This is a genomic window from Micromonospora sp. NPDC047793 (genome assembly GCF_040642635.1).
Lineage (GTDB): Bacteria > Actinomycetota > Actinomycetes > Mycobacteriales > Micromonosporaceae > Micromonospora.
In genome coordinates this window covers 144,039-170,685 of the sequence record NZ_JBEYSG010000007.1, presented here as the reverse complement: position 1 = coordinate 170,685, position 26,647 = coordinate 144,039, and the positions used below count along the sequence as shown (strand labels likewise).

At 73.3% G+C, this 26,647-nt stretch carries 15 protein-coding genes; 1 reads left to right on the top strand and 14 read right to left on the bottom strand.

Going from position 1 to position 26,647, the window contains the following annotated elements; translation table 11 throughout:
* Positions 1-81: 81 nt before the first annotated feature.
* Positions 82-12,030, top strand: coding sequence for an amino acid adenylation domain-containing protein (locus ABZ738_RS16745; protein ID WP_357214120.1), 11,949 nt, complete (start codon positions 82-84; stop codon positions 12,028-12,030).
* Here ABZ738_RS16745 and ABZ738_RS16740 read toward each other — a convergent pair.
* From ABZ738_RS16740 to ABZ738_RS16675, 14 genes are all read right to left on the bottom strand, one after another.
* Positions 11,976-12,959, bottom strand: a complete 984-nt coding sequence (locus ABZ738_RS16740; RefSeq protein WP_357214117.1) for a DMT family transporter — start codon at positions 12,957-12,959, stop codon at positions 11,976-11,978. The genes ABZ738_RS16745 and ABZ738_RS16740 overlap by 55 nt on opposite strands.
* Before the next feature lie 69 nt (positions 12,960-13,028).
* Positions 13,029-13,727 carry a 2-phospho-L-lactate guanylyltransferase gene (cofC, locus tag ABZ738_RS16735; RefSeq protein WP_131053163.1) on the bottom strand — a complete coding sequence of 233 codons (699 nt, stop codon included), beginning with the start codon at positions 13,725-13,727 and terminating at the stop codon, positions 13,029-13,031.
* A complete protein-coding gene (locus ABZ738_RS16730) occupies positions 13,724-14,554 on the bottom strand; it encodes a nitrilase-related carbon-nitrogen hydrolase (protein ID WP_131053162.1) in 831 nt (276 codons plus the stop codon). The genes cofC and ABZ738_RS16730 overlap by 4 nt, the downstream gene beginning before the upstream one ends.
* A 109-nt stretch (positions 14,555-14,663) precedes the next feature.
* Entirely contained in the window at positions 14,664-15,671 is a 1,008-nt protein-coding gene (locus ABZ738_RS16725; protein WP_357214112.1) for an LLM class flavin-dependent oxidoreductase, read from the bottom strand.
* Positions 15,672-15,713: 42 nt separating this feature from the next.
* Positions 15,714-17,129, bottom strand: coding sequence for a dihydropyrimidinase (hydA, locus tag ABZ738_RS16720; protein WP_131053160.1), 1,416 nt, complete (start codon positions 17,127-17,129; stop codon positions 15,714-15,716).
* A gap of 47 nt (positions 17,130-17,176) precedes the next feature.
* Positions 17,177-18,538, bottom strand: coding sequence for an aminotransferase class III-fold pyridoxal phosphate-dependent enzyme (locus ABZ738_RS16715; protein ID WP_131053159.1), 1,362 nt, complete (start codon positions 18,536-18,538; stop codon positions 17,177-17,179).
* A 30-nt stretch (positions 18,539-18,568) separates the two neighbouring features.
* Positions 18,569-19,132 carry an amino acid synthesis family protein gene (locus ABZ738_RS16710; RefSeq protein ID WP_199489138.1) on the bottom strand — a complete coding sequence of 188 codons (564 nt, stop codon included), beginning with the start codon at positions 19,130-19,132 and terminating at the stop codon, positions 18,569-18,571.
* A 129-nt stretch (positions 19,133-19,261) separates the two neighbouring features.
* Positions 19,262-20,131, bottom strand: a complete 870-nt coding sequence (locus tag ABZ738_RS16705; protein WP_357214107.1) for a nitrilase family protein — start codon at positions 20,129-20,131, stop codon at positions 19,262-19,264.
* Positions 20,125-21,609, bottom strand: coding sequence for an NAD-dependent succinate-semialdehyde dehydrogenase (locus ABZ738_RS16700; protein ID WP_131053157.1), 1,485 nt, complete (start codon positions 21,607-21,609; stop codon positions 20,125-20,127). Before ABZ738_RS16700 ends, ABZ738_RS16705 begins: the two co-directional genes overlap by 7 nt.
* A 58-nt stretch (positions 21,610-21,667) precedes the next feature.
* Positions 21,668-22,459, bottom strand: a complete 792-nt coding sequence (locus ABZ738_RS16695; protein WP_161594958.1) for an IclR family transcriptional regulator — start codon at positions 22,457-22,459, stop codon at positions 21,668-21,670.
* 113 nt (positions 22,460-22,572) lie between these two features.
* Complete coding sequence (locus ABZ738_RS16690; protein WP_201272375.1) at positions 22,573-23,751, bottom strand: ABC transporter substrate-binding protein; 1,179 nt, start codon at positions 23,749-23,751, stop codon at positions 22,573-22,575.
* A gap of 20 nt (positions 23,752-23,771) precedes the next feature.
* A complete protein-coding gene (locus ABZ738_RS16685) occupies positions 23,772-24,593 on the bottom strand; it encodes an ABC transporter permease (RefSeq protein WP_131053155.1) in 822 nt (273 codons plus the stop codon).
* The gene (locus ABZ738_RS16680; RefSeq protein ID WP_131053154.1) at positions 24,590-25,381 is read right to left on the bottom strand and encodes an ABC transporter ATP-binding protein; all 792 of its coding nucleotides are present in this window, start codon (positions 25,379-25,381) and stop codon (positions 24,590-24,592) included. The genes ABZ738_RS16685 and ABZ738_RS16680 overlap by 4 nt, the downstream gene beginning before the upstream one ends.
* 38 nt (positions 25,382-25,419) lie before the next feature.
* A complete protein-coding gene (locus ABZ738_RS16675) occupies positions 25,420-26,376 on the bottom strand; it encodes an ABC transporter permease subunit (RefSeq protein ID WP_131053153.1) in 957 nt (318 codons plus the stop codon).
* Positions 26,377-26,647: the final 271 nt, after the last annotated feature.

Sequence of the window (26,647 nt, the reverse complement as noted above, 5' to 3'; positions counted from 1 at the left end):
GCCGGGCGTGTCGCGTGTCAGATGACGGGCATCCCGGCGACCGTCGGCCGGGTACTCGATCATGCCCACTAGCATCGTCGCGTGCAGACTGCGGCCGGACCCGGCGACCGACGGACACTGCTCGACGTCCTCGTCCAGGCCGCAGATCGCGCACCCGACCAGGTGGTCGTGCACGTTCGCGAGGACGGCACCGAGCGCACCGTCACCGTGCGGCAGTTGCGGGACGAGTCGCTGCGGGTGGCGGGCGGCTACCGGGCGGCCGGCGTGATCCCCGGCACCCCGGTGATCCTGGTCGCCGACGCCGGCGACGACTTCCAGCCGCTGTTCTGGGGGGCGCTCGCCGCCGGGCTGGTCCCGGTGCCGCTGCCGCCCGAACCGGCCCGGGTACGGGCGGTGCGCGAGCTGCTCGCCGACGCGGTGACCGTGGTGGACGACGCCACCGGGGCGGTCGCCGACGGGCTGGCGGGCCTGGTGCTGCGGCTGGCCGACCTGCGTACCAGCCCCCCGCTGGAGGAGTCGTTCGCCGCCGACCCCGACGACGTGGCGTTCCTCCAGTTCTCCTCCGGCAGCACCGGCACGCCGCGCGGGGTGGAGCTGACCCACGCCAACGTGCTGGCCAATGTGGAGCAGTCCCGGCTGGCCAGCGGCGCCGGACCGGACGACGTGCTGGTCACCTGGATGCCGTACTTCCACGACATGGGGTTGATCGGCACCCACCTGACCCCGCTGGCCATCGGGTGCACGCAGGTCCGCGTACCTCCGATGGCGTTCGCCAAGCGCCCGGCACTGTGGTTCACCGCCGCCCACCGGCATCGCGCGACCCTGCTCTCGGCGGCGAACTTCGCGCTGGCGCTGGCGGTCCGCCGGGTCCCGGCGGATCTTCTCGCCACGCTCGACCTGAGCCGCGTCCGGTGCGTGGTGGTGGGCGCGGAGCCCATCTCCCCCACGGTGTGGCGGGCCTTCCTGACGCACGTCCGCCCGACCGGGCTCGCCCCGGCCGCCCTGCGACCGGTGTACGGCCTGGCGGAGGCGACCCTCGCGGTGACCTTCCCGCCGCCCGGGGAGGTCGCCGCGCCGCTGCTGCTGGACCGTGCCGCGCTGAGCCGGGGCCGGGCGGTGAGCACCGCGCCGGGTACGCACGCGGTGGAGCTGATGGACCTGGGACACCCGGTGCCCGGCTGCGAGGTACGCGTCGTCGACGAGCGGCACCGTCCGCTGCCCGAGGATCGGGTGGGCCTGGTCGAGGTACGCGGCCCGAACGTGGCGCGCGGCTACCACCGGGATCCGCAGGCCAGCCGGGAGACCTTCGTGGACGGCTGGCTGCGCACCGGTGACCTGGGCTTCCAGCGCGCCGGCCGGCTCTGTGTGACCGGCCGCGCGAAGGACGTGATCTTCGTCAACGGCCGGACGTTCCACGCGTCCGACCTGGAGGCGGTGGCCGCCGCGACCGCCGGGCTGCCGGCCACGATGACCGCGGTGGTCGGCTGCACCGACCCGGACAGCGGCGGCGAGCGGATCGTGGTCTTCGTGGCCTGGGCCCGTCCGCCCGCCGGGGCAGCCGTGGTGCTCGACGCCACGCGGGCCCGGGTCGCCGAGGCGGCCGGGCACCACGACGTGCGGGTGCTGCCGCTTCCGCCCGGCGCGTTCGCCCGCACCACCAGCGGCAAGCTGCGGCGGCGACGGATGCGCGAACGCTACCTGGCCGGTGACTTCGCCGACCGGGAACGCCGCTGGCACCTGGCGGCGACCAGCCGCCCACGCCCGTCGACGTCCGACCCCGCGCCACCGGCGACCTCGACGGACCCACACCCGGTATCCGCGCCGCCGTCCTCGGGGCCGCTGTCCCGGCGACGGGTCGAGCAGGTCGTCCGGGCGGTCTGGGCCCGGGTGCTGGACCGGCCCGCCGACACCATCGCGGCGGACGACCGCTTCCTGGCCATCGGCGGGTCGTCGCTCACGGCGATGGAGGTGCTGGCCGGGCTGGAGGACGCCCTCGGCACCACGTTCGATCCGGCGGACCTGCGGGACTGTCCCACCGTCGCCGCGCTCACCGACCGCATCCTGGCCGGGCCGTCGGCGACCCGGACGGCACCGCTCGGGAGTCCCGTCCCACCGGCACCGGACGACCGCTCCGGCGCGACGCCGCTCGCGGTCATCGGGATGGCCTGCCGGTTCCCCGGCGCGGACGACCCGGACGAGTTCTGGCGCGGGCTCGTCGACGGCGTCGACGCGGTGCGGGCGGTGCCGGAGCACCGGTGGACGCCGCAGGACGGCCGACCTCGCTGGGGGTCCTTCCTGGACGACCCGATGCAGCTCGACGCGGACTTCTTCGGGCTCTCCGACGAGGAGGCCCGGCTCACCGACCCGCACGCCCGACTGTTCCTGGAGATCGGGTACGAGGCGCTGGAACGGGCCGGGTACGCCGGCCCGCGCCGGCAGGGTCGACGTGTCGGCGTCTTCGCCGCCGTCGGCGAGAGCGCCTACCCCGAGCTGCTGGCCGCCACCGGTGCGGTGACCGGACCATCGGCGCTGGTCGGCAACCTGCGCAATCTCGTCGCGGCCCGGCTGTCGCAGACGCTGGACCTCGTCGGCCCGGCGATCGCGGTGGACACCGCCTGCTCGTCGGCGCTGGTCGCGCTGCACCTGGCCGCGCGCAGCCTGGCCACCGGCGAGTGCGACATCGCGGTGGTCGGCGGCGTGAACCTCAACCTCACCGAGACCGCCTACCGGCTGCTGGACGCCGCCGAGGCGTTGTCGCCGACCGGGCGGTGTCGCGCCTTCGACGCCGACGCCGACGGTTTCGTGCCCGGCGAGGGCGGTGCGGCGCTCGTCCTGTGCCGCCCCGACGACGCGTACGCCGCCGGGGACCGGGTGCTCGCGCTGGTCGCCGGCACCGCCGTCGGCAACGACGGCCGGTCGTTGAGCCTGCTCGCCCCGAATCCGCAGCGGCAGTGGGAGGTCATCGCCCGCGCGTACGCGGACGCCGGGCTCGACCCGGCCGTCGTCTCGTACGTCGAGGCGCACGGCACCGGCACCGGCCTCGGTGACCCGGTGGAGGCGCGGTCACTGGCCGCCGCGTTCCCGCCCCGCCCCGACGGCACGCCCCGCTGGCTCGGGTCGGTCAAGACCAACCTGGGGCACCTGCTCAACACCGCCGGCATGCCGTCGCTGCTGAAGGTGGTGCTGGCCCTGCGGCACCGACAGTTGCCACCGTCGCTGCACCACGTCCGGCCGTCCACCCGGTACGACCTCGACGCCGCGGGTTTCACGGTGCTCACCGAGACACGCCCGTGGACCGCACCCGGACCGCTGGTCGCCGGCGTGAACGCGTTCGGTTTCGGCGGCACCAACGCGCACGCCGTCCTGCGCGAGGCGCCGCCCCGGGAGCCCGTACCGCCGCCGGACGGCACCGGCGCGCACCTCGTGACGCTCGCCGCGCGATCGGCGGCCGGGTTGCGGCGCAGTGCCCTCGACCTCGCCGGGCACCTGCGCGCCCGGGGTGACCTCGACGTGGCCGACGTGGTCGCCAGCGCCGGCACCGCCCGTGACGACGCGCCGTACCGGTTGGCGCTCGTCGCCGACGACTCCGGGCTGGCGGACCGGTTGGCGGCGGCCGCGACCGCGTACCGGGACGAACCGGTCGGCCGGCGGCCACGCATCGTCTTCGCCTTCCCGGGCGACGGATCGCCGCCGGACGCACCAGCGGTCCGTGACCTGCACGACCGGCTCCCGGTCTTCCGGGCCCTGCTGACCGGGGCCTGCGCCGCCGCCGGCCCGGTGGCGGGACGACCGCTGCTCGCCTGGTGCCTGCACGACGGGGCGGAACGGACGGACCAGCGGGTCAGCGCCCCGGCGGGCGTGGTGGTGGCCCTGGCCCTGGCCGGGCAACTCGCCGCCTGGGGGGTGCGGCCCGATGCGCTGCTCGGACACGGTGTGGGTGAGCTGGCGGCAGCCGCCGCCGGGGGCGCGCTGGGCGTCGCCGAGGCGGTCCGGCGGTCGGTCGCGCTCGCCGATCCGGCCGCCGCCGGGGACGGCCACGCCGACCGGGACGACGACGGGTACGCCCTCGCGGCGCTGCGGGGCGTGCCGGTGTTCAGCCCGGCGGCCGGGCGGTGGGATCCGCCGGACCCGCTGCGGTGGGCCACCGGGGCGACGAGCGGAGCGCAGTGGCGTGCGGCGTGGCGACGGCTCCACGACGACGGGTACGACACCGTGGTCGAGCTGGGCGTCGCCGACTCCACCCGGGACACTGCCGCCCTGGCGCCGGACTCCGGCACCGGTGGCGTCGGCGCGACGGAGCATCGTGGCGGGCAGGTCGACGGAGCGGCCCATCCCATGGTCCGGATGGTCGCCGTGCCCGGCGGGCCCACCGCTACGGCGTCGTTGCTGGCCACGGCCGGACTGCTCTGGGTCCGGGGTGGCCCGCTCGACCGTCCCGCCCTGTACGCCGGGCGGCAGCGGGTGCCGGTGCCGACCTACCCGTTCGCGCGTCGCGCCTTCCCGCCACCGGGATCACCGCAGGCCGCACCGTTGCACGTCGTCGCCTGGCGGGAGGTGCCGGTGGTCGCGGGCGTACCCGCCGGGTGGGTGCGGCCGCGCGGCCCGGGGGTGGGCGGTCCGTTCGCCGACGCCCTGGTCACCGCACTCACCGCCGACGGGATCGAGGTCCGCACGGCCGACACCCCCACGGTCGTCGCTGACGACACCCCCGGCGTCACCGTGCTGCTCGCCGGGGCGGCGGTGGACACGCCGGACGCGGCCGCGCTCGACGCCGCCGTCACCGCGCAGGTACACGCCGTCCGCGCCCTGATCGACGAGGACGCCGACCGGCCGGGCCGGTTGCTGGTGGTCACCGAGGACGTGCACGTCACCGGCGCGGCGGCGGAGCGTGCCCGCCCGGTGCAGGCGGTGCTGGCCGGGTTGACCGCCGCGCTCGCCGACGAGCGTCCGGGCCTGCTCGTGCAGACCGTGGACCTCTGCTCCTCGGACGGTACGGCGACGCGGGTCGACGCCGTCCGCCGCGAGTTGTCCGCCCTCGCGGCGGGCCCGGCAGCTGTCTCACCCGGCCCGCGCGCGGCGACCGGGGTGGCCTGGCGGGACGGACGCCGGATGGCACGTTTCCTCGACCCGGTGTCGCCGGGCGCAGGAGGAGTCCCCGACCCGGTGGTGACGTCCGTCGACCGGGCCGTCGGCGCTGCCGGTGGCGGGTCTGCCGGGGCGGGTGCCGTACACCTGATCGTCGGCGGTGCCGGTGGTGTGGGCGCGGCGCTCGCCCGGTCCCTGGCTCGCCGGGAGCAGCCGACCCTGCTGCTGGCCGGTCGGACGGACCACGCACCGGCGGCGTTACTGGCCGAGCTGACCGCGCTGGGGGCGACGGCGACGTACCACCGCTGTGACGTAACCGTGGCCGCCGACGTGGACGCCCTGCTCGCCGCCGTGCCCCGGGTGGACACCGTGTTCCACGCCGCCGGCACCGTCCGGGTCGGCACCCTGCGCGCCAAGTCCGTCGCGGACGTCCTCGGCGTGCTGGGTCCGAAGGTACGCGGCAGCTACCTGCTCACCGAGGCGCTGCGGCGACACGGCCACGACCGGACGGCCCTGGTCGGGTTCTCGTCGGTCAGCGCGGTGCTGCCCGGCCTGGCCGGCGCGATCGGTGACTACGCCGCCGCCAACCGGTTCCTCGACGCGTTCGCGACCGCACACCGGGCCACGGGCCGCCCCGTCCAGGCGGTCGGCTTCGCCGCGATCAGCGACACCGGCATGGCCGCCCGGACCGGCGGTGGCGGCCCCGGTGCCATGCCGGTCGACGACGCGCTGCGCGCCCTGGCGCTCGCCCGACGTGTCGACGCCGCACACGTCGTCGTCGCGGCCGGGCCGGAGAGTCCGGCCACCGCGCCGACGGTCGGCGTCCCGGTCGGGGCCGCCGTCGCGACTGCCGCCGTCGCGACCGCCACTGCCGACACCGGCGCTGTCGACGTGCCGCGTGGAATCGCCGGTGGGGACGGCGGACCGGGCCGGGACGAGGTGGCCGGGCTGCTGCGGCGGTTGCTCGCCGAACCACTGCACCGGCGGCCCGACGAGATCGCCGACGACACCTCGTTCCTCGCCCTCGGCCTGGACTCGCTGGCCGCCGTGGACCTGGTCAAGCGGCTGGAGGAGGAACTCGGCCGGGAGCTGCCGGTCACCCTGTTCTTCGAGTACACCACCGTCGCCGACCTGGCCGCCCACCTCACCGGGATGCGCGACGCCGAACCCGTGACGCGTACGCCGTCGGTCGGGTCGCGGACGTCGGTCGAGGGCGAGCCGTTCCCGCTGACCGCCGTGCAGCGGGCGTTCCACGTCAACGACCGGCTGCACCCCGCCGTGGCCAGCTTCGCCTTCGTCCAGCAGACCGTCACCGGTCCCCTGGACGCCTCGCTCCTCGGGCAGGTGCTGGCGCGTCTGGAGACGCGTCACCCGATGCTGCGGGTCCGGTTCGCGCCCGGTCCGGGTACGCCTCGCCAGGTGGTCATGCCCGTACCGGCCCGACCGGCTCCGACGCCGGACTGGTACACGGTGCGGACGCTCACCGAGCCGTTGACCGAGGTGCGGGAGCGGCTGTGCAACACCCCGGTCGACCTGTCCCGGCAGCCGCCGTTGCGAGCGGTCCTCGTCCGGGAGGCACCCGATCGGGCCCACCTGATGCTGGTGCTGCACCATGCCGCCGGGGACGGGTTCAGCCTGAACCTGCTCAGCGAGGAACTGTGGGCCGACTACACCACCCTGGCCCACGGCCGTACGCCGGTGCACCGCCCGCCCGCGCCCGGGTTCGACACGTACGCGCGCGAGGTGGCCGTGCCCACGCCGGCCGACCTGGCGTACTGGCGGGATCTGCTGGCCGACGGCACGACGCTGCGGCTGCCCTTCGACGGTGACCCGGACGGACCTCCCGGCCCGCCCCTGCTGACCCTGCCGAGTGAGGTGGCGCCGGAGCTGGTGTCGGCGTTGCGGGACCGGGCCGCCGAGGCCGGCGTGACGCTGTTCCATCTGCTGCTGGCCGGGTACGTGCGCTGCCTGGCCCGGTGGGGTGGGCAGCGACGCGTGCCGGTGACGGTGGCGCGGGCCGGTCGCGACGCCCGGCTGGCCGGGATCGACCGCATCGTTGGACCGTTCGCCGACACCCTGCCCCTGGTCCTCGACGTGGACCCCGACGAGCCGGCCGGACGGCTCGCCGACCGACTCCGGGTCGCCTGGTCGGCGGCGCAGCGACACGGCTCGGTCACCAGCCTCGACCTGGCCCGTCTGCTCGACCGGCCCGGTGCCGGGCCGCGTACCGCCAGCCCGGCCGGGTTCAGCTTCGCCCGGTTCCCGGTCACCCTCGACCCGGACTGTCCGGTCGCCGTGACGCCCACGGCGGCCGGTTCCGGCTCCGCCGCCACCCGGTTGAGTCTGCTCTGCTGGGAGTCCGGTGACGGTCTCGGCCTGTCCTGGAACTTCCCGCGCCGACTGTTCACCCCGGCGACGGTGGCCCGGCTCGCCGCCGAACACCGGGACGACCTCGTCGCGATCGCCACCGGCCGACCGCCGCTGTCCACTGGTGACTCCACGCGTCCCGCGACGGTCCTGGCGGTCGCCGACGCCGGGCGGCAGCCGGTCGGCGGGGGTGACGTCACCGCCCGGATCCGCGCGGTCTGCCGACGCACCCCGGACGCGGTGGCGGTGACGACCGGCGCCCGGACCGTGACCTACCGGACGCTGGACCGCGACGCCGACCGGGTGGCCGCGCTGCTCGCCCGGCACGGGGTACGCCCCGGCGACCGGGTCGGCCTGCTCACCGCCCCCGGACCGCAGACCGTGGTCGGGGTGGTCGGCATCCTGCGGGCCGGGGCCGCCTGGGTGCCGCTGGACGCGGCCCACCCACCGGCCCGCCTCGCCGACCACCTGGTCCGGGCCGGAGTCAACGTACTGCTGCACGACGACGACTCGACCGCCGTGGCGGCCCGCCTCGACGCTGCCGCACGACCGGTCCCCTTCGACGGGATCGCGACCGTCGCGGACCACGACGTGCCCTCGGTGCCCGAGGCGGCACCGGACCGGACCGCCTACGTGATCTTCACGTCGGGGTCGACCGGGCGCCCCAAGGGCGTACCGGTCAGCCACGCGTCGATGCGCACGTACCTCGACTGGGCCGTCACCACCTTCGGCTACCGACCCGGGGACCGGCTCGCCCAGACGGCGTCGAGCTGCTTCGACGCCTCGGTCCGGCAGATCCTGGCCCCGCTGCTGGTCGGGGCCACCGTGGTCACGTTCACCCGCACCCAGCTCCGCGATCCGCAGGCGTTGCTGTCCCGGATCGCCCGGGACCGGATCACGGTGTGGAGTTCGGTCCCCACGCTGTGGGAGCGGATCCTGCGCGCCGCCGAGGAGCACGGACGCCGGCACGGCGAGGTGCCCGACCTGACCGCGCTGCGCTGGGTGCACGTGGGCGGCGAGGAACTGTCGCCGGTGGCGGTCCGGCGCTGGTTCGACCTGTTCGGCGACGCCCGGATCACCAACCTGTACGGCCCGACCGAGACCACCGTCAACGCCACCTGGCACCTGATCGACGCGCGGCCGGACGACGCGGTACGCCGACTGCCGATCGGCCGTCCGGTCGGCGGGGCGGTGGTCCGCGTCGTCGACCCGGACGGTCGGGAATGCCCGTCCGGGGTGGCCGGCGAGCTGTATCTCGGCGGTGCCGGTCTCACCAGCGGCTATCTCGGCGAGCCGGAGCTGACCGAGGCGGCGTTCGTGGTCCACGACGGCGAGCGGTTCTATCGCAGCGGCGACCGGGGCCGACTCGCGCCGGACGGGACCCTGGAGTTCCTCGGCCGCCTCGACGACCAGATCAAGATCCACGGTCACCGGGTGGAACCCGGCGAGATCGAGGCGGTGCTGCGGACCCATCCGGAGGTCGCCTCGGCGACCGTCCTGCACCGGGCCGATCCGCACCCTCGCCTGCACGCCTTCGTGCTGCCCGCGCCGCAGACCACCCCCACCACGGCCGCGCTGCGCGCCCATCTGGCCGCTCACCTGCCGGCGCACATGGTGCCCGCGCGTCTGCACCTGCTGGCCAGCCTGCCGTTGACCGCCACCGGCAAGATCGACCGCGAATCGCTGGCGGCGCTGGCGGACCGCCGCGCACCGGCAACCGGCCTCACCGGTCCGGCCGGCACCGAAGCGGAGCTGGCCCGCATCTGGGCCGGTCTGCTGGACCTGCCGGTGGTCGGCCCGGACGACGACTTCTTCGCCCTCGGCGGCGACTCGATCCTGGCCCTGGAGGTCTTCGCCCACCTTCAGGAGCGCCACGCGGTCACGGCGAGCCCGACGCTCCTTTACGAGCACCGGACTCCGGCCGCCCTGGCCGCCGCACTCGACGCCGGTGCCGCGGACGACGATGCCACGACGGGCCCGACGACCGTCGACAGTGGACCGGTTGTCGACGCCGTGCCGCAGACGGACTCCGCCACGCCGTTTCCGGTCACCGCCGCCCAGCGTGGGTTCCTGCTCGCCGACGCCGTCCTGCCCGGTGCCGGGACTGCCTGGCTGGCCCGGTTACGGCTGCACGGGCCGTTGCGCCGGGACGCCTTCCAGCGTGCGGTGGACCTGCTGGTCGCCCGGCACCCGATGCTGCGGACCGTCTTCCCGGCCGGTGCCCGGCCACCGGTGCAACAGGAACTGCCCGTCGCGATGCGGCTGCCGGTGGCGTACGAGAGCGTGACCGGCCCGGCCGAGGTGGCCGACCGGGTGGCGGAGGAACGTCGCCGACGGTTCGAGCCGTGGGCCTGGCCCCTGCTGCGGTTGCGCCTGCTGCGGGTCGCACCGGACGACCACGTCCTGCTGGTGCACGCCCACCACCTGATCGGTGACGGCTACAGTGCCGCGCTGCTGGGCCACGAGCTGCTGGCCGCGTACCACGCCGACGGGACCGCCGATCCGCTGCCGCCGCTGCGGGCCGGTTTCCGGGACTACGTACGGCTGCTGGCACAACGGGCCGCCGCCGCACCGGACCCGGCCGCGTACGCGTGGTGGTCGCAGCGGTTCGGGTCCGCGTACCGGCCACCGGTGCTGCGGGCGGAGACCGATCGGCGGCACGCCGACGGCACCACGGATCCGGGGACCCCGGTCCGCGCGTTCACGCTCGACGCCACGGTGGTGGCGGGACTACGCCGGCTGGCCACCGACGCGTCGAGCACCCTGTACGCGCCGGTGCTGACCGCGTACCACCGGGTGGTGGCCCGGTTCACCGGTCAGGACGACCTGGTCCTCGGGTTGGCCGTGACCGGACGCGACCACCCGCTGCCGGACCTGCACCGGATCTTCGGGCCGTGTGCGGCGATGCTGCCGCTGCGCCTGACCGGCACCGAGCCCTTCCCGGTCCATCTGGCCCGGGTCGCGGCCGAGGTCAGCGCCGCCCGGCAGTACGCCGACCCGCCGTCGATCGCGGCGGCCGTGCCGGCCGGACGACCCGACGGCGCGCCGACCGGCGCCCAGTTCTTCTTCAGCTTCCTGGACTTCGACGCGCTCCGGCCCGCGGCGACGGGGACGGTCGGGCCGGACCGGCTCGACCTCTCCTGGGACGAGGACAGCGAACTCGCCCCGCCGCCGCTGGGCACCGACCTGTTCCTCACCGCCCGGCCGGTGGCCGACGGGCTGCGGGTCACCCTGCGCGGCTCCCCCACGGCGCTGAGCGCCGCCGACCTGGACCACCTCGCCGACCGGCTCCGCGCCGACCTGAACGAGGCGGCGACCGGGCCGGAGCCGGCGGCAGCCGGCCCGAACGCCGCCCCGTCCCCGACGAGCCCGGTGGCGACCGCACCGAGCCAGGGGCCGGCCTCGCCGCACACGAGCACGGCGGCGACCGTCCGACCGGGTCCGACGCCGACACTGACCGCCGCCATCGTCGGGTACCTGCCGTCGCCCGCGCAGCTCGCCGTGATCGCCGGGCTGCCCGCCGGGAGCCTGCCCCGCGAGCAGCTTCGCGAGCTGCTCTTCCCCGGCGGGCGACCCCGGCTGTTGGAGGAGCTGTCCACTCCGCTGGGCACCTCCGGCTTCGTCTGTCTCCCCCGTTTCGCCGACGAGCTGACCACCGCCGGGGACGGGCTCGCCACCGAGGCCGCCGCCGCCGTCGACCTCGCCGCCGGTCTCGGCGCGACCTGCGTCTCCCTCGCCGGCCTGATCCCCGCCCACACCGGGTACGGGGTGGGGGTGCTGCGGCGCACGCGGACCGCCACGGCGGTCACCACCGGTCACGCGGCCACGGTCGTCTCGGTGGTCCTGACCGTCGAGGCGGCGCTGGCGGCGACCGGGCGCAGCCTGGCCGGACGGACCGTCGCCGTGGTCGGTCTCGGCTCGATCGGGTTCTCCTCGCTGCGGCTGCTGCTGGCCCGCGCGCCCCGGCCACCGGCGCGGCTGCTGCTCTGCGACCTGCCGGCGGCCGCGCCCCGGTTGGCCGACCAGGTGGACCGGCTCCGCGCCGACGGGCTCACCGCCGCCGTGGAGATCTGTCCCACCACCCCGGCGGTGCCCGACCCCGCGTACGCCGCCGACCTGATCATCGGTGCCACCAGCGCGGCCACCGAACCGCTCGACGTCGACCGGCTGCGCCCCGGCACGATCGTGGTGGACGACTCGTTCCCGCACGCGCTGGATCCCGCGCGGGCGCTGGCCCGGATGCGGCGTGACCGTGACGTGCTGGTGGTCGGCGGTGGGCTGCTGCACGTGGGGCGGACCAGCCGTAGCGTGCCGGTGGACCTGCCGTCGGCGGCGGTCGCCGGACACGCGGCGGCACTCGGGCTGCCCGGCACGATCGCCTCCTGCCAGGTGGAGTCGCTGTTGCGGGCCGCTACACCCGCCCTGCCGCTGGTGCACGGCCTGGTGGACGACTCGGCGGCGGCGGCGTACGCGGTGGCACTGACCGAGGCGGGGATCACCGCCGGGCCGCTGCACCTGCTGCGTCACCGCGTCGAGTCGGACCTCCCGGCGGCGTTGCCGGAGGTGCCGACGACCTGAGGCACGCGCTGCTCCGGCTGCCGCACCGCCGGCCGGGAGCTGCGGTTCTCGTGCAGCGCGAGCAGGACCACCGAGGCCAGCACCAGCGCCAGGCCGACCCACTGGCTGGTGCCGAGTCGACCGTCGAGCAGGGTGAGCCCGACCAGGGCTGCGGTCAGCGGGAAGGCCAGTTCGGCGAGGGTCGCGTTGGACGCGGGCGTCCGACGCAGGGCGTGGTAGTACAGCGTCAGGGCGAGCAGGCCGGGGATGGCGGCGAGCAGCACCAGCCGGGGCACCAGCTCGATCGGCACGCCGACCGGGGTGCCGGTGGCCGCCGCGAAGGTGGTCAGCGTGACCAGGCCGACGCTGAACCGCAGCGTGGTGACGTGCAGGAAGGACAGTTCGGCGCTGACCATCCGGCCGAGGACCGTCCCGGCCGCCCAGAGCGCCGCCGCGCCGAGGGCGAGTGCCGCCGCGGCCAGGCCGCGCGGCTGCGCCGCCAGCGGGTCGGGGAAGGCCAGCAGCCAGGCGCCGACGAGCGCGGGCACCGCGAAGAGCGGGAACCGGGGACCGACCCGCTCCCCCAGCAGCAGCGCGGCCAGGACCAGGGCGAGCACCGGTTGGAGCTTCTGCAACACCTGCGGGGTGATCGGGTCGCCCAGCCGGAACGCGGCGGTGAAGAGCGTGGTGGCCAGGGCCGAGGAGCCGGCGCCGATCACCAGCACGGCCAGCTTCGTCCGCGCCGAGGAGCGGGCCAGCGCGCGGACGGCCGGGATCACCCAGGGTGACACCAGCAGCACCAGCACGACGTGTTCGGCCAGCACCACGCTCAACGCGGGGAGTTCCCGGGCCAGCGGCTCCCGCAGCAGGCTGGAGAAACCCCAGAGGCTGGCGGCCACGGCGACCAGCCAGGTGCGATCGCCGGTGGCCCGGCTGGTGAGCGGGCGCATCGTGTTCCTCCGGTGGGGTGCCGACCTCGTGATCAGTGAATCATTCTCGACGTCCGGGCCGAGGTCACCTCAGGCCGGGTGCCGGATGCCGTGCGGATGGGCCCGCCGAACGGGCCGGGTGCCGACGGGCGGGCCGACGGACGGTGGTGTCGCGGCCCACGCCCGGGTGCCGGCCCCGAGGTCACCGACCCGCAGGTCCAGCAGGTGGGCCACAGTGTCCACGTCCCGGCGCAGCCCCGGGGCGAGCACCGGCAGGTCGTGGTAGCCGTCGGCGAGGAAGCGGCGGCGCGAGCCGGGCCCGAGGTAGGGACGGAAGTCGGCGGCCTCGGTCAGTGCCAGCAGGGTGGTGCCGGTACCGTCGGCGTCCGACACGACCGCCCGTGGGTACGCTCCGGCCGCCGCCAGCGCCGCGTCGAACTCCGCCGGCCGGGCCGCGGCGAGGTCGGCCATCACCACGGCCAGGCGCGCGTCGCCGTACGCCTCGCCGGCGAGCCGGAGCGCCGCCTGGACCTCCGCGTTCAGGTCCGGCGGGCCGACGCGGCCGGCGACCACGGCACCGCAGGCCAACGCCGTGGCGGTGACCTGCGGGTCGGTGGTGGCGACGACCACGGCGCGGACCCGCCGGGCCCGGGTCAGCCCACCGAGCACGTCGGTCAGCATCGCCCGGGCCAACGCGGCACGGTCGGTGGCGGCCAGGCCCACACACCTGGTCTTGGCCGCCGCGAAGGACTTGGCGGGTACGACCACCACCCACGGACCCGGGGTCACGTCTCCGGCTCCATCCGGGTCAGCCGACCGTACAGCTCGGGCCGGCGGTCGCGCAGGAACGGGCGGCGACGGCGGGACAGGTCCACCAGGTCCAGGTCGACCTCGGCCACCGCGATGTCGTCCCGGTCGTCGGCGGCCTGGGCGAGCACGTCGCCGTTGGGGCCGTAGACCGCGCTGAGGCCGAAGTACTCCTTGGTCCCCTCGGTGCCGACCCGGTTCGCGCAGATGACGAAGAGCCCGTTGAACACGGCGTGGGCGCGCAGCTCCAACTGGAACACCTCGCGCATCGGCGCGCTCGCCGAGGCGACCGGTACGCAGAGCACCGAGCCGCCGCGCAGGGCCACCACGCGGCTGAGTTCGGGGAAGTGCCGCTCGTAGCAGATGATGGTGCCGACCCCGGTCTCCCCGGTCTGCACCACGTCGGGCTCGGTGCCGCCCGGCTGGAAGTAGAACTTCTCCGGGAAGCCGTTGGAGAACGGCAGGTGCGACTTGCGGTACACCGACTTCAGCTCACCGTCGACGTAGGTGCAGGCCGTGTTGTGGTAGACGCCGGGGACCTGCCCCGCCTCGAAGATCGAGGAGACGACCGTCATCCGGTGCCGCTTCGACCGCTCGGCCGCCATCCGGTTCGAGGGACCGTCGAGTCCCTCGGCGTACCGGAAGTAGTCCAGGTCGGGTTCGGGCTGAACGAAGGGCACCGCGAACAGTTCCGGCAGCAGCAGGATCCGGGTGCCCTGGTCGGCGGCGGCGTCGATCAGGTCGGCGGCGCGGCCGATCGTCTCGGTCCGGTCGTCGGTGGCGCGGAGTTGCAGGGCGGCGAGTTTCACGAGGGGACCTTTCCGACCACCGGGGCGACGCCGGTCAGAGCCGGCCCCGAACGGTCTGCTACCGCTGATGAGCGCTGATCAGGACTGCGGTCAGGGGTTCCGGCCCCGGTCATGCCTTTGCGGCCTGGGCCAGCCGGGTGAGGGTCTGCTCCTTGTCACCGAGCGTGGAGATGATCGGGCAGCGGACCCCGGCCTCCTGGTACGCCTGGAGCTTCTGGAAGGCGTCGTCGGTGGTGCCGCAGGCGGTGACGTTCTGCACCAGGCTGTTCGGGACCAGGTGCATCGCCCGCTTGATGTCCTCGGGCGTGGCGGGCCAGCCGGCGATCTCCTGCAGGCGGTCGACGAGTTCCCGTTCCACCCCGCAGTGCTCGGCGATGTGCGGCTGCTGGCACAGATAGAGGGTGAGGAACGCCTTGCAGGCGTCGATGGCCTCCTGCGGGTCGTCGTCGTTGACGCTGCACGAGACGATCTGGGTCAGGTCGATGGCGTCGCGGCCGTCGGTCCGCTTGGCCAGGCCACGGCCGATCGCCTCCCGGGCACCCACCATGTACGACGGTGGCAGCAGGAAGTCCATGTGCACGCCGTCGCTGATCTCACCGGCGAGTTCGAGCATCCGGGGACCGACCGCGCCGATGTAGATCGGGATGTCGACCGGCTTGTTCTCCCGGTACATGCTGTCGAAGCGCACGTCCTGCATCTGGACGAACTCACCGTCGAAGTTGACGACCTCGTTGCGGAAGAACGTCTGGAGGACGGTGATGTACTCGCGCATCGACTTGAGCGGCTTGGACAGCGGCTGGCCGACCTTGGTCGCCAGCGGCTCCCACCAGGCGCCGATGCCCAGGATGGCCCGGCCCGGCGCGATCTCGTCCAGCGTCTTGAAGGTGACCGCCATCAGGGCCGCGTTGCGGCTCTTGTTGTTGACCACACCGGTGCCGATCTTCACGTTCCGCGTCTTGCTCGCGATGATCGCCGCCGGGACGATGCCGTCGCGGGCGAGTCGTCCCTCGGCGACCCAGACGGACTCGAACCCGTTCTGGTCGGCGAACTCGGCCTGCCAGTAGGTCTGTTCCAGGCTGAGTCGCTCACCGACGTGGATACCCAGGGGAAGTGTCATCTGTCCAGCTCCGCTCGTACGTGGTGCAGGGGATTCGGTGGGTCAGAGGAGACGCGGCGCGTCGCGGGTCAGGAAGGCGCCCCGGCCGGGGGTGTCGGTCCGCAGGCCGTCGGGGTCGACCAGGTGCTCGCCCCGGGAGAAGACGTGCACCGGTCGGCCGGTCACGCGCATGCCCTCGTAGATGTTGTAGTCGGTGCGCGTGTGCGAGCCCGCCGCCGTGATCACGTGGTCGGCGGCCGGGTCCCAGACCACCAGGTCGGCGTCCGCCCCGACCGCGACGACGCCCTTGCGGGGGAAGAGGCCGAACAGCTTGGCCGGGCGGGCGGCGACCAGGTCCACGAAGCGGCACGGGTCGATCACCCCGCTCACCACGCCGGACTGCCAGAGGACCATCAGCCGGTCCTCGACGCCGGGGACACCGTTGGGCACCTTGGGGAAGTAGCCGGGGCTGCGCAGCTTCTGCGGCGGCAGGTCGTCGGGTTGGTGCAGGCAGAAACCGGCGTGGTCGGTGGCGACGGTGGAGAGGGCACCGGTGGCGAGCATCCGCCACAGGCCGTCCTGGTTGCTGCGTTCCCGGATCGGCGGGGAGCAGACGTACGCGGCGGCCCGCTCCCCCAGGTCGGCGTAGTCCTCGTAGGCCACCACGAGGTACTGCGGGCAGGTCTCGCCGTAGACCCGTGACCCGGCGGCCCGGGCCCGGCTGATCTCGTCGGCCGCCTCCGCGCTGGACACGTGCACCACGTACAGCGGTGTGCCGATGGTGTCGGCGAGCACGACCGCGCGGTGCACCGCCTCGGCCTCGGAGTCGTGCCCGTGCGCCCGCATGTGGAAGCTCTCGGCGGTCCGGCCGCTGTCCACCAGGCGCCGCACCTCGCGGGCCACCATGTGTCCGTTCTCGGCGTGCACCATCGGCAGCACGTCGAGGTCGCGGGCCAGCTCGAACCCGTCGAGCAGCTCGTCGTCGTCGACCATCTGGCCCGGGTAGGCCATGAAGAACTTCCAGCTCGTCGCGCCCTCGCCGACCAGCCGGCGCAGGTCGTCGAGGACGTCCGGCTGGGCGGCGCGGGGCGGGACGATGGCGTGCAGGCCGACGTCCACCACGGCCTTGGCCGCCGCCGTGTCCCGCCGCCGCAGGTACGTGTCGTACAGCGTCCGGTCGGGTTCCTTCTTGACGAAGTCGATGACCGTGGTGGTGCCGCCGCACGCCGCCGCGACCGTGCCGCTGTGGAAGTCGTCGGCGGTGTGGGTGCTGAAGCCGTCGACCGGGTACTCCAGGTGGGTGTGCGCGTCGATGCCACCGGGCATGACCAGCTTGCCCGTCGCGTCCACCACGTGGTCGGCGGTCCAGTCCGTCCCGGTGCCGAGGGCGACGATCCGGCCGTCGCGTACCAGCACGTCGGCGCGGATCGCGGCGTCGGCGTTGACGACCGTGCCGTTGGTGATCAGCGTCGTCGGCATCGTGCCTCTCCTCTCCCCGGCGGGTCCGTCACCCGCCGGGCCGTGGCTCAGTTCTGGTAGTGCTCGTCGGCGAGGTCGAGCACCTCGTCGAGGACGCCGAGCGCCAGATCGATCTCGTCGGCGGTGATGACCAGGGGCGGGGTCAGCCGCAGGACGTTGAAGTTGGCGGTCAGGTAGACGCCCCGCTGCATCGCGGCCTTGAGCAGCCGGCCGACCGGTGCGGCGGCCGGTCCCTTGGCGTTGAAGGGCACGAGCGGTTCGCGGGTGTCGCGGTCGCGGACCAGTTCCACGCCGTAGAACAGCCCCCGGCCCCGGATCTCGCCGATGCTCGGGTGGCGTTCCGCCAGCGTGGCCAGACCGGCACCGAGCCGCTCCCCCATCGCCCGCGCGTTACCCACCACGTCCTCGTCCTGCATGATCCGCAGGGAGGCCACGCCGGAGGCGCAGGCGAGCGGGTGCCCGGCGTACGTCAGGCCGCCCCAGAACATGTTGTCGCGCAGCCACTCGGAGATCCGGGTGGAGACCGTCATCGCGCCGAGCGGCACGTACCCGGAGTTCAGCCCCTTGGCGGTGGTGAGGATGTCCGGCACGACGTCCCAGTGGTCGCAGGCGAACCACTCGCCGGTACGCCCGAATCCCGCCATCACCTCGTCGAAGATGAGCAGGATGCCGTACCGGTCGCAGACCTCGCGCAGCGAGCGCAGGTAGCCGTCCGGCGGGTAGAGCAGCCCGTTCGTGCCGGTGACCGGCTCGACGATCACGGCGGCGACGGTCTCCGGGTTCTCGTACCGGAGGATCTCCTCCAGGTGCGGCCCGCCGGAGCAGACCGGGCACGGGTCGGGGTGCCCGGCCGGGCAGCGGTAGGTGTACGGGTCGAGCATCCGCACCACACCGCTCATCCCCGGCTCGGCCGCCCAGCGGCGCGGGTCGCCGGTCAGCGACATCGCGCCCGCCGTGGCGCCGTGGTACGAGCGGTACCGCGCGATGACCTTCTGCCGGCCGGTGACGTGCCGGGCCAGCCGGACGGCGTTCTCGTTGGCCGCCGCGCCGCCGGTGGTGAAGAAGCTCATCTTGAGGTCACCGGGGGTGATGCCGGCCATCATCTCGGCCAGTTCCGCCCGGGACCGTTCGGCGAAGCCGGGTCCGATGTAGCAGAGCTGTTCGGCCTGGGCGCGGATCGCCTCGACCAGTCGGGGGTGCTGGTGGCCCAGGTTCAGGTTGACCAGTTGGGACTGGAAGTCGAGGTAGCGGCGGCCGTCGTAGTCCCAGAACCACGAACCGGATCCGCCGGCCACGGGGATGGGGTCGAGCTTGCCCTGCACCGACCAGGAGTGGATGACGTACTCCTTGTCGGTCTCCTTGAGCCGCTCGCTGGTCCAGGTGGTGGTGTCGGTGTCGGTGATGGTCATCGGCTGGCTCCGTCCCGTCGAGCGCTGGCGTCAGTTGCTCTTGAGCTCGGCGCCGAAGGCGGCGAGGCGGGCCAGCGGGCGTCCGGTGTTCGACGCGGCGCAGACCACGAGGATCTCCCGGGGCCGGGGCACGTCGGCCACCTGGAGGGTCACCGTCTGGTGGTGGGACCGGGTCTTCGAGTCCAGCTTGTGCTTGAGCGGGATGTCGATCGGGCTGCCGGGTACGCCGACCTTCTCGGCGGCGGGCAGCAGCTCGGTGCCACCGGCGGCCGTCCGGAAGACGTTGCCGAAGCGCAGGTTGTGGATCAGCGCCGAGCCGTGCTCGACCTCGCCGTCGATGCCGACGAGCGCGGCCTTGCCGAACGCCTCGACCTCGGCCCCGAGCAGTTCCACGCAGGCGGGGCCGACCAGCTCGCCGATCTCCTGGCCGATCTCGTCGGCCAGGGTGACCAGGTCCTGCACGTACTCGCTGGGGTAGGGATTCTCGATGACCACGCCGGCGAAGGCGACCCGGTGCACCGGCTGCACCGCTCTGCCGTTCTCCAGCCGCGTCTCTTCGAGGTGACGGATCAGCTTGCGAACCCGGATGCTCACGATCACTCCTTAGTGGTTCATTGGATGAACCATTGGTTCATATCCTGGCGTTGCCGAGGGTGCGAGTCAATAGCCCCCAGGGACGTATCCGGCTATCCGGCGAGGTTCATCTCTCGCCGTCCACGCAGGTCAGCGCGGTGACGGCAGCACTGCGGGCAGAGCCGGTCCGTCGGTCACATAGAGATCGGTCCGCCGGTCGGCGAGCGGTTGGTTGAACGGGTTGTGCAGCCGTTGCGCCCGCGTACCGATCAGGTCCACCTCGGCCAGCACGAGTTCCTCACGGTCCCCGCTGGCCGGGCCGGCGATCGGCCAGCCGTCCGGTCCGACCAGGACCGACCGGCCGATGAAGGGTTGACCGCGTTCCGCCCCGATCCGGCTGATCCCGGCGACGTAGCACTGGTTGGAGTGCGCGCCGGTCATGCACATCAGGTTCGCCATCGCCGGTGCCGCCCTCGGCTGTCCCGGCACCGGCACCCAGTTCGACGGCAGCACCACCAGGTCGGCCCCCTGCACCGCGGCGCTGCGGAACGTCTCGGGGAACCAGGCGTCGTAACAGATCCCGATGCCGATCCGGCCCAGTGGCGTGTCGAAGACCGGGAAGCCGTCGACGTTGCGGTCGTAGATGTCCTTCTCGTCGTTCCACAGGTGGGCCTTGCGGAACGTGCCGAGGTGCCCGGTCGGACCGATCAGCACCGCCGAGTTGAAGACCGCGTCGCCGTCGCGCTCGGTCACCCCACCCACGATCCACACGTCCAGTTCGGCGGCGAGCCGCGCCCACGCGGTGACCGTCGGCCCGTCCGGCACCGGCTGGGCGTACCGGGTGGCCTCCGCCCGGTCGGCGAAGACGTACCCCGCCGAGGCCGCCTCGGGCAACACCACGAGTCGGGCTCCCCGCTCGGCCGCCGCCCGGATCCAGGCGGACGTGCCGGCGACGTTCGCCGCGACGTCACCGAAGACCGGGGCCATCTGCACCCCGGCGAGCAGGAAGCGGGTCACCATGGTGCCCGCACCGCCGCGTACTTGACGGTGAGGTACTCGTCGATGCCGACCGTCCCGCCCTCGCGCCCCAGACCGGACTGCTTGACGCCGCCGAACGGGGCCGCCGGGTTGGAGATGACGCCCTGGTTGAGGCCCACCATCCCGCTCTCCAGCCGCTCGGTCACCCGCAGACCACGGCCCAGGTTCTCGGTGAAGACGTACGCGGCCAGACCGTACTCGGAGGCGTTGGCCAGGCCGACCGCCTCGTCCTCGTCGTCGAAGGCCACCACCGGGGCGACCGGGCCGAAGATCTCCTCGCGGATGCACCGGGCGTCGTCCGGCACACCGGAGAGCACGGTCGGCGCGAAGAAGTGCCCCGCTCCCTCGACCGGCCCGCCACCGGTGACGACCGCCGCACCGGCCTGCGTGGCGTCGGCGACCAGCTCGGCGACCGAGGTCACCGCGACGCCGTCGATGAGCGGCCCGACGTCGGTCGACGGGTCCAGCCCGTGCCCGACCCGCAGCCCGCCGAGCCGCTCGGCGAGCGCCTCGACGAAGCGCGACGCCACCGAGCGGTGCACATAGAACCGGTTCGCGGCGGTGCACGCCTCACCGACGTTGCGCATCTTGGCCTGGACCGCCCCCTCGACGGCCAGGTCGAGGTCGGCGTCGGCGAAGACCAGGAACGGCGCGTTCCCGCCCAGTTCCATCGAGGTCCGCAGCACCCGGTCGGCGGACTGGGCCAGCAGGGTCCGGCCGACCGGGGTCGAACCGGTGAACGACAGCTTGCGCAGCCGCTCGTCGGTGAGCAGGGCCGAGGTGACCCGGCCGGACTGCGAGGTGGTGATCACGTTGACCACGCCCCGGGGCAGGCCGGCCTCCTCCAGGATCCGCACCAGCGCCAGCATGGACAGCGGGGTCTGCTTGGCCGGCTTGACCACGACGGTGCACCCGGCCGCCAGGGCGGGACCGATCTTGCGGGTGCCCATCGCCATCGGGAAGTTCCACGGGGTCACCAGCAGGCAGGGGCCGACCGGTTGGCGCATCACCACGACCCGCGAGTTGCCGCCCGGCGCCGGCAGGTAGCCGCCGTCGATGCGGACCGCCTCCTCGGCGAACCAGCGCAGGAACTCGGCGGCGTAGCTCACCTCGGCCTGGGACTCGGCGAACGCCTTGCCCATCTCCAGGGTCATCATCCGGGCCAGGTCGTCACGGCGCTCGATGATCAGGTCGAACGCCCGGCGCAACACCTCGCCCCGTTCCCGGGGCGGGGTCGCGGCCCACCCGGCCTGGGCCCGGGCTGCGGCGGCCAACGCGTCCCGCCCGTCCTCGACCGAGGCGTCCGCCACCTCGGCGACGGTCGTGCCGGTCGCCGGGTCCTCCACGGGCAGGACGGCACCGTCCCGACCCGCGCGCCACTCGCCGTCGACGTACAGCCCCTTGGGGGTCTTGTCGACCACCGTCAGTGCCGCCGCCAACACCTCGGCTGGTACGGCCATTGTCTCCTCCTTCACCGCACACCTCGCCGTGGACGAGCCGGTGCGGTCGGCGGGTGCCCTAGCGTCTGGCGAAGGCACTCGGAATGTCGATGTCTGCGTTACTGAGCAGGTCGGTGAGCTGCCGGGCGGCCTTGATCACCGACTCCGCCATGGTGTCGATGCGCTCGCGGGTGATCCGGTACGTCGGCCCGCCGATCCAGACCGCGTACGGCGTGTTGCCGCGCAGCCGCACCGGTGCCGCGACCGACGCCGCCCCGACCTCAAGTTCGTCGTACGCGAAGGCGAATCCGCGCTCCCGGACCGCGTCCAACGAGGCCACGAAGGACTCCAGGTCGCCCACCTCCGGCGGGGCGTGCTCGGCGAACTCCTCGGTGAAGTCCTCCCACACCGACTCCGCGCTCAGCGCCGCCAGCAGCACCTTGCCGGTGGAGGTGGCCCAGACCGGCTGGGTACGGGGTACCGGCTTGAGCGTCTGCCCGATCAGCGACGGACCCGGCACCTGCGCCACGACCATCACCTGTGGTGGCAGCAGCACGTCGAAGCCGGCGGTCTCCCGGGTCTCCTCGGCGAGGTTGCGCAGCACCTCGCGCATGTGGCCGTAGGCGCCACCGCCGTCGAGCAGTCCGCCCACGATGGAGAGCAGACCGAGGGACACCCGGTAGCGACGGGTGATCGGATCCAGGGTGAGCCAGCTCTCCCGCTCCAGCACGGTGAGCACCCGATAGCAGGTGGCCTTCGGGATACCCGCCTCGCGGGCGACCTCGCTGAGCCCGACACCTTCCGGGTGCGCCGCCACCGCCCGCAGGAGCCAGATCGTGCGTCGCACCAGGCCCGCCTCACTGGGCGCCATCGCTACCTCCATCAATTGCCGTCAGCCGTGAGATACGGCCCACATCTTGGCAGAAGCCATCGGCTGCGGCCGGGTGCCGAACGGCGGGAGCCGCGCGGCACCCGGCCGCTCGCCTACCTGCCGCCTTCGGTGATCGTCACGGTCTCCGGCGTGTAGGAGTTCCCGTTGGCGTCGAAGCCGTCGGCGTTCAGTTCGTCGTTGGCGCGCTTCGACAGGTCGGTGCGGAACGCGTCGGAGTCCGGCACGCCCTTGAGCACCCCGCCGCCCATCGCGATCTTGATCGTCTGGTCCCAGGCCGCCTGGTCCATCATCCCGACGCCGTTGGCGGCCGGCCAGATCAGCTTGTTGATCTCGTTGAGCATCCAGGTCTGGTGTCCCTTGCCCAGCGCGCTACCGGCGTTGAGCACGATGTCCACACAGTCGTCCAGCTCGTCGCGGCAGAAGCCCCAGCCCCGGTAGGACGCCTTGAGGAACTTCACCGCCGTGTCCTGGTTGACCTGCTCCTTGAGCCAGTCACCCCGGGCGTAGACGCCGTCCTCGAGGCTGGTGTAGCCGGCGTCCTGGAGGTTGATCACGGAGAAGTCCGACGGCTGGTACAGCTCGCCGGTGTCCGGGTTCTTGGTCTCCAGCAACTGGGCGTACTCGTTGTAGGTCTTGGCCTGGGCGGCGTCGACCTCCTTGCGCAGCAGCAGCGACATGTCGAAGGGCTGCTGGATGATCTCGGCGTCCTTGGTCGGGTCGACACCGGCGTCCTTCATCGCGGCGAAGAGCACCAGCTCGTTGCCGTAACCCCAGCTCCCGACCTTCTTACCCTTGAGGTCGGTCAGCTCCTTGATGCCGGAGTCGGCCCAGGCGACCTGGAGGTACGCGCCGCGCTGGAACACCTGGCCGATGTTGACCAGGTCCGCGCCCTGTTCCCGGGTGACCATCGTCTTGGTGACGTGGCTGACCGCGAACTCGGCGTTGCCGGCGGAGAGCACCTGCTGGGGGACGATGTTGACGCCGCCCTCCTGGATGGTGACGTCGAGGCACTCCTCGGCGTAGTACCCCTTCTCCTTCGCCGCGTAGTAGCCGGCGAACTGGGCCTGGGCGACCCACTGGAGCACCACCCGGACCTTGGTGGTCGACTCGCAGTTCTTGGCGGCCTCGGCCGCGGACTCGCTCGGGCCGTCGGACATGCCGCCGCAGGCCGAGGCGGCGAGCAGGACGGCGGCGAGGCTGGCGGCGATCGTGATCGGGCGGTTCCTCCGCGAGGTCCGCCGTAGGTGCAGGGCCATATCTGACTCCAACATTTCGTGGGGGATCCGGGCTCTTAGGAGTCGCTGTCGTGCAGGGACTCGTGCCAGGGCATCAGGAGGCGTTCCAGCAGGGACGTGGCACCGAACAGCAGCAGACCGAGGGCACTGGCCACGGCGATCCCGGCCCAGGCGTACTCGAAGCGGGGCAGGGCCGCCTGGTAGGCGATGTACACCCCGAGCGCGTTGCTCGGTCCACCGAAGTACTCGGTCACGATCACGCCGATCACGGCGAGCGTGCTGCCGAGTTTGAGCGCGTTGAACAGGTACGGCAACGCGTTGGGCAGCCGCAGCATGAGCGCCACCTGTCGTGGCTGTGCCGCGAGCGACTGCATGATCTCCAGGTGCAGGGGTGAGACCTGGAGGAGTCCCCTGGTGGTGTTGACCAGGACCGGGAAGAAGACCATCACCGCGGCCACGCCCGCCTTGGACATCGGGTTGGTGACCCCGAACCAGTTGTTGAAGATCGGTGCGAGGGCCACGATCGGGGCGCAGTTGATGATGACGGCGGCGGTCAGCACCGGGCCGGACACGCCCGGGAAGCGGCTGAGCGCCAGCGACACCGTGACCCCGGCGACCGCGCCGAGGAAGAGACCGAGGAGTACCGCCCGCACGGTGACCACCGAGGCCGACATGATCGTGCCGAACTCGGAGCGGAACGCGGACGAGATCTCCACCGGCGCCGGCACGATGAACGACGGGACGTCGAAGACCGTGACGACCAACTGCCATGAGCCGAGGATCACCACCGCCGTGAGCACGACCGGCAGGAAGCGGCCGAGGGCCGTCCGCACCGCGGCGGCGGGCGGGGTGGTCCGCGCGAGAGGCGTGGCGCTCATCGGGCCGCCTGCTCGGCCGGGGCGCCGTGCAGCGCCGCGCGCACCTCGGTCACCTTGGCGAAGAACGCGTCGGTGGTCCGGGTCGCCGCGGTCCGTGGGTACGGCAGGTCGACGTCGATGCTGGCGGCGATGCGGCCGGGCCGGGCGGACATCACGACGATCCGCGAGGAGAGGAAGACCGCCTCGGAGATGCTGTGCGTCACGAAGACGACCGTGGTTTGGGTGTCCGACCAGATCCGGAGCAGTTCGCCCTGCAGGCGTTCGCGGTTCATCTCGTCGAGCGCGCCCAGCGGCTCGTCCATGAACAGGATCTCCGGGTCCGCCGAGAGCGCGCGGGCGATCGCCACCCGCTGCTGCATGCCGCCGGAGAGCTGCCAGGGGAAGTGGCGGGAGAAGTCGGTGAGCCGGACCAGTTCCAGCATCTCGTGGGCCTTGGCCCGCCGGGTCGACTTGTCCACTCCGGCCACCTGCAACGGCAGTTCGACGTTGCGCTGCACGGTCCGCCACTCGAAGAGTCCGGCCTGCTGGAAGACCATGCCGTAGTCCCGGTCCAACCGGGACGCGGCCGGCGTCTTGCCGTTGAGCGACACCGTGCCGCTGGTCGGCTCGGTGAGGTCGGCCAGGATCCGCAGCAGCGTGCTCTTGCCGCAACCGCTGGGACCCAGCAGGGACACGAACTCGCCCCGCTCGATCGACAGGTCGATGTCCTCAAGCGCCGTCACCGTGCGGTCTCCGCCGGTGAACTGCTTGGTGACTCCTCGCACGGAAATGATCGCGGCCTCGGACATCAGCTTCTCTCCAGGAGTTGTGGAGGCGGACGGGGTGGTCACCGGGTCTGCCGGTTCCGGAGCGCCACGCGCTCGATGAGTGCCAGGGACTGCACGAAGACGATGCCGGCCGCCGCCGCGACCAGGACGGCCGCGTACAACTTCTCGGGGCCGTTGGAGTAGTAGTAGGCGAAGGTGAGGATGGCCCGGCCGATGCCCCGGCCGGTGCCTGCGGAGAGCTCGCCGACGATCGCGCCGACCACGCTCGCGGTCGCCGCGAGGCGCAGGCCGGCGAAGACGAAGGGCAGCGCCGCGGGCATCCGCAGCCACCCGAGTACCTGCCAACGGCCGGCACCGACGCTGCGCATGAACTCCAGTTGGACCTTCGGCGGCGACTTGAGGCCGCGCAGGGTGTTGATGGTGACCGGGAAGAACGCGAGGTAGGCGGCGATGCCGGTGACCGCCACCCAGGGGGGTGCGCCGGCCTTGCCGCCCCAGATCACGATCATCGGTGCGATGGCCACCAGGGGGACCGTCTGCGACGCCACCAGCCAAGGCATCAGCCCCTTGCTCAGCGGCACCACGTTCAGGAAGAGGACGGCGAGCAGCAGTCCGAGCGACGCGCCGGCCACCAGGCCGTAGAACGCCTCGCGCAACGTCACGCTGGTCTCGCCGAGCAGATAGACGCCGAGTGTGGTCGCGTCGCCGCGCCGGGCCGGTTCGACGAGTGCGCCGAGGATCGTCCACACGTGCGGCATCGACAGGTCGTCGGTGGCGACGGGGAAGGCGATCCGGGTGCCGGGCACGACGTCGCCGACGGCCCGGCCCACCGCCTTGTACCCCTCCCACAGGCCGGCGAGCGCCGCCACCACGAGGACGGCACCGACGGCATCGCGACCGCGTCTGCTCGCGGCGGCCAGTCGGGCGGATCGGCGGCGTGGTGTCGGCGGGTCCACCTGACCGGCGGGTCCGCCCTGGGCGGCCACCGCGGCGGTGGTCGTTCTTGTCACGGTCATGCAGGCACTCTCCGAATCCCTCGGAAGCGTCGTCTGGCGTGGGATCCGCCGGGCTTCCCCCGGCCCGGATCGGATCACTGAGTGAACTGGTGGTTCACCATAGGAGCGTGAGCGAGGCCACGTCAACGGTTCGGAGCCGACCTCAGATCACGATTTACGACCTCGTAACCCACGCTCACCTGCGGATACCGCAATCCGGGCACCCGTCCACCACTCGCCGCCACACTCCGCGACGCATCAGGTACTCATCGTGTCGACGACCGTCCCCGAC

Bases quoted from the DNA above. Each gene is read 5' to 3' on its own strand.
- ABZ738_RS16695 (WP_161594958.1), bottom strand. From the start codon at position 22,459: ATGGCGCCCAGTGAGGCGGGCCTGGTGCGACGCACGATCTGGCTCCTG.
- ABZ738_RS16700 (WP_131053157.1), bottom strand. From the start codon at position 21,609: ATGGCCGTACCAGCCGAGGTGTTGGCGGCGGCACTGACGGTGGTCGAC.
- ABZ738_RS16675 (WP_131053153.1), bottom strand. From the start codon at position 26,376: ATGACCGTGACAAGAACGACCACCGCCGCGGTGGCCGCCCAGGGCGGA.
- ABZ738_RS16715 (WP_131053159.1), bottom strand. From the start codon at position 18,538: ATGACCATCACCGACACCGACACCACCACCTGGACCAGCGAGCGGCTC.
- hydA (WP_131053160.1), bottom strand. From the start codon at position 17,129: ATGCCGACGACGCTGATCACCAACGGCACGGTCGTCAACGCCGACGCC.
- ABZ738_RS16690 (WP_201272375.1), bottom strand. From the start codon at position 23,751: ATGTTGGAGTCAGATATGGCCCTGCACCTACGGCGGACCTCGCGGAGG.
- ABZ738_RS16740 (WP_357214117.1), bottom strand. From the start codon at position 12,959: ATGCGCCCGCTCACCAGCCGGGCCACCGGCGATCGCACCTGGCTGGTC.
- ABZ738_RS16685 (WP_131053155.1), bottom strand. From the start codon at position 24,593: ATGAGCGCCACGCCTCTCGCGCGGACCACCCCGCCCGCCGCCGCGGTG.
- ABZ738_RS16680 (WP_131053154.1), bottom strand. From the start codon at position 25,381: ATGTCCGAGGCCGCGATCATTTCCGTGCGAGGAGTCACCAAGCAGTTC.
- ABZ738_RS16725 (WP_357214112.1), bottom strand. From the start codon at position 15,671: ATGACACTTCCCCTGGGTATCCACGTCGGTGAGCGACTCAGCCTGGAA.
- ABZ738_RS16705 (WP_357214107.1), bottom strand. From the start codon at position 20,131: ATGGTGACCCGCTTCCTGCTCGCCGGGGTGCAGATGGCCCCGGTCTTC.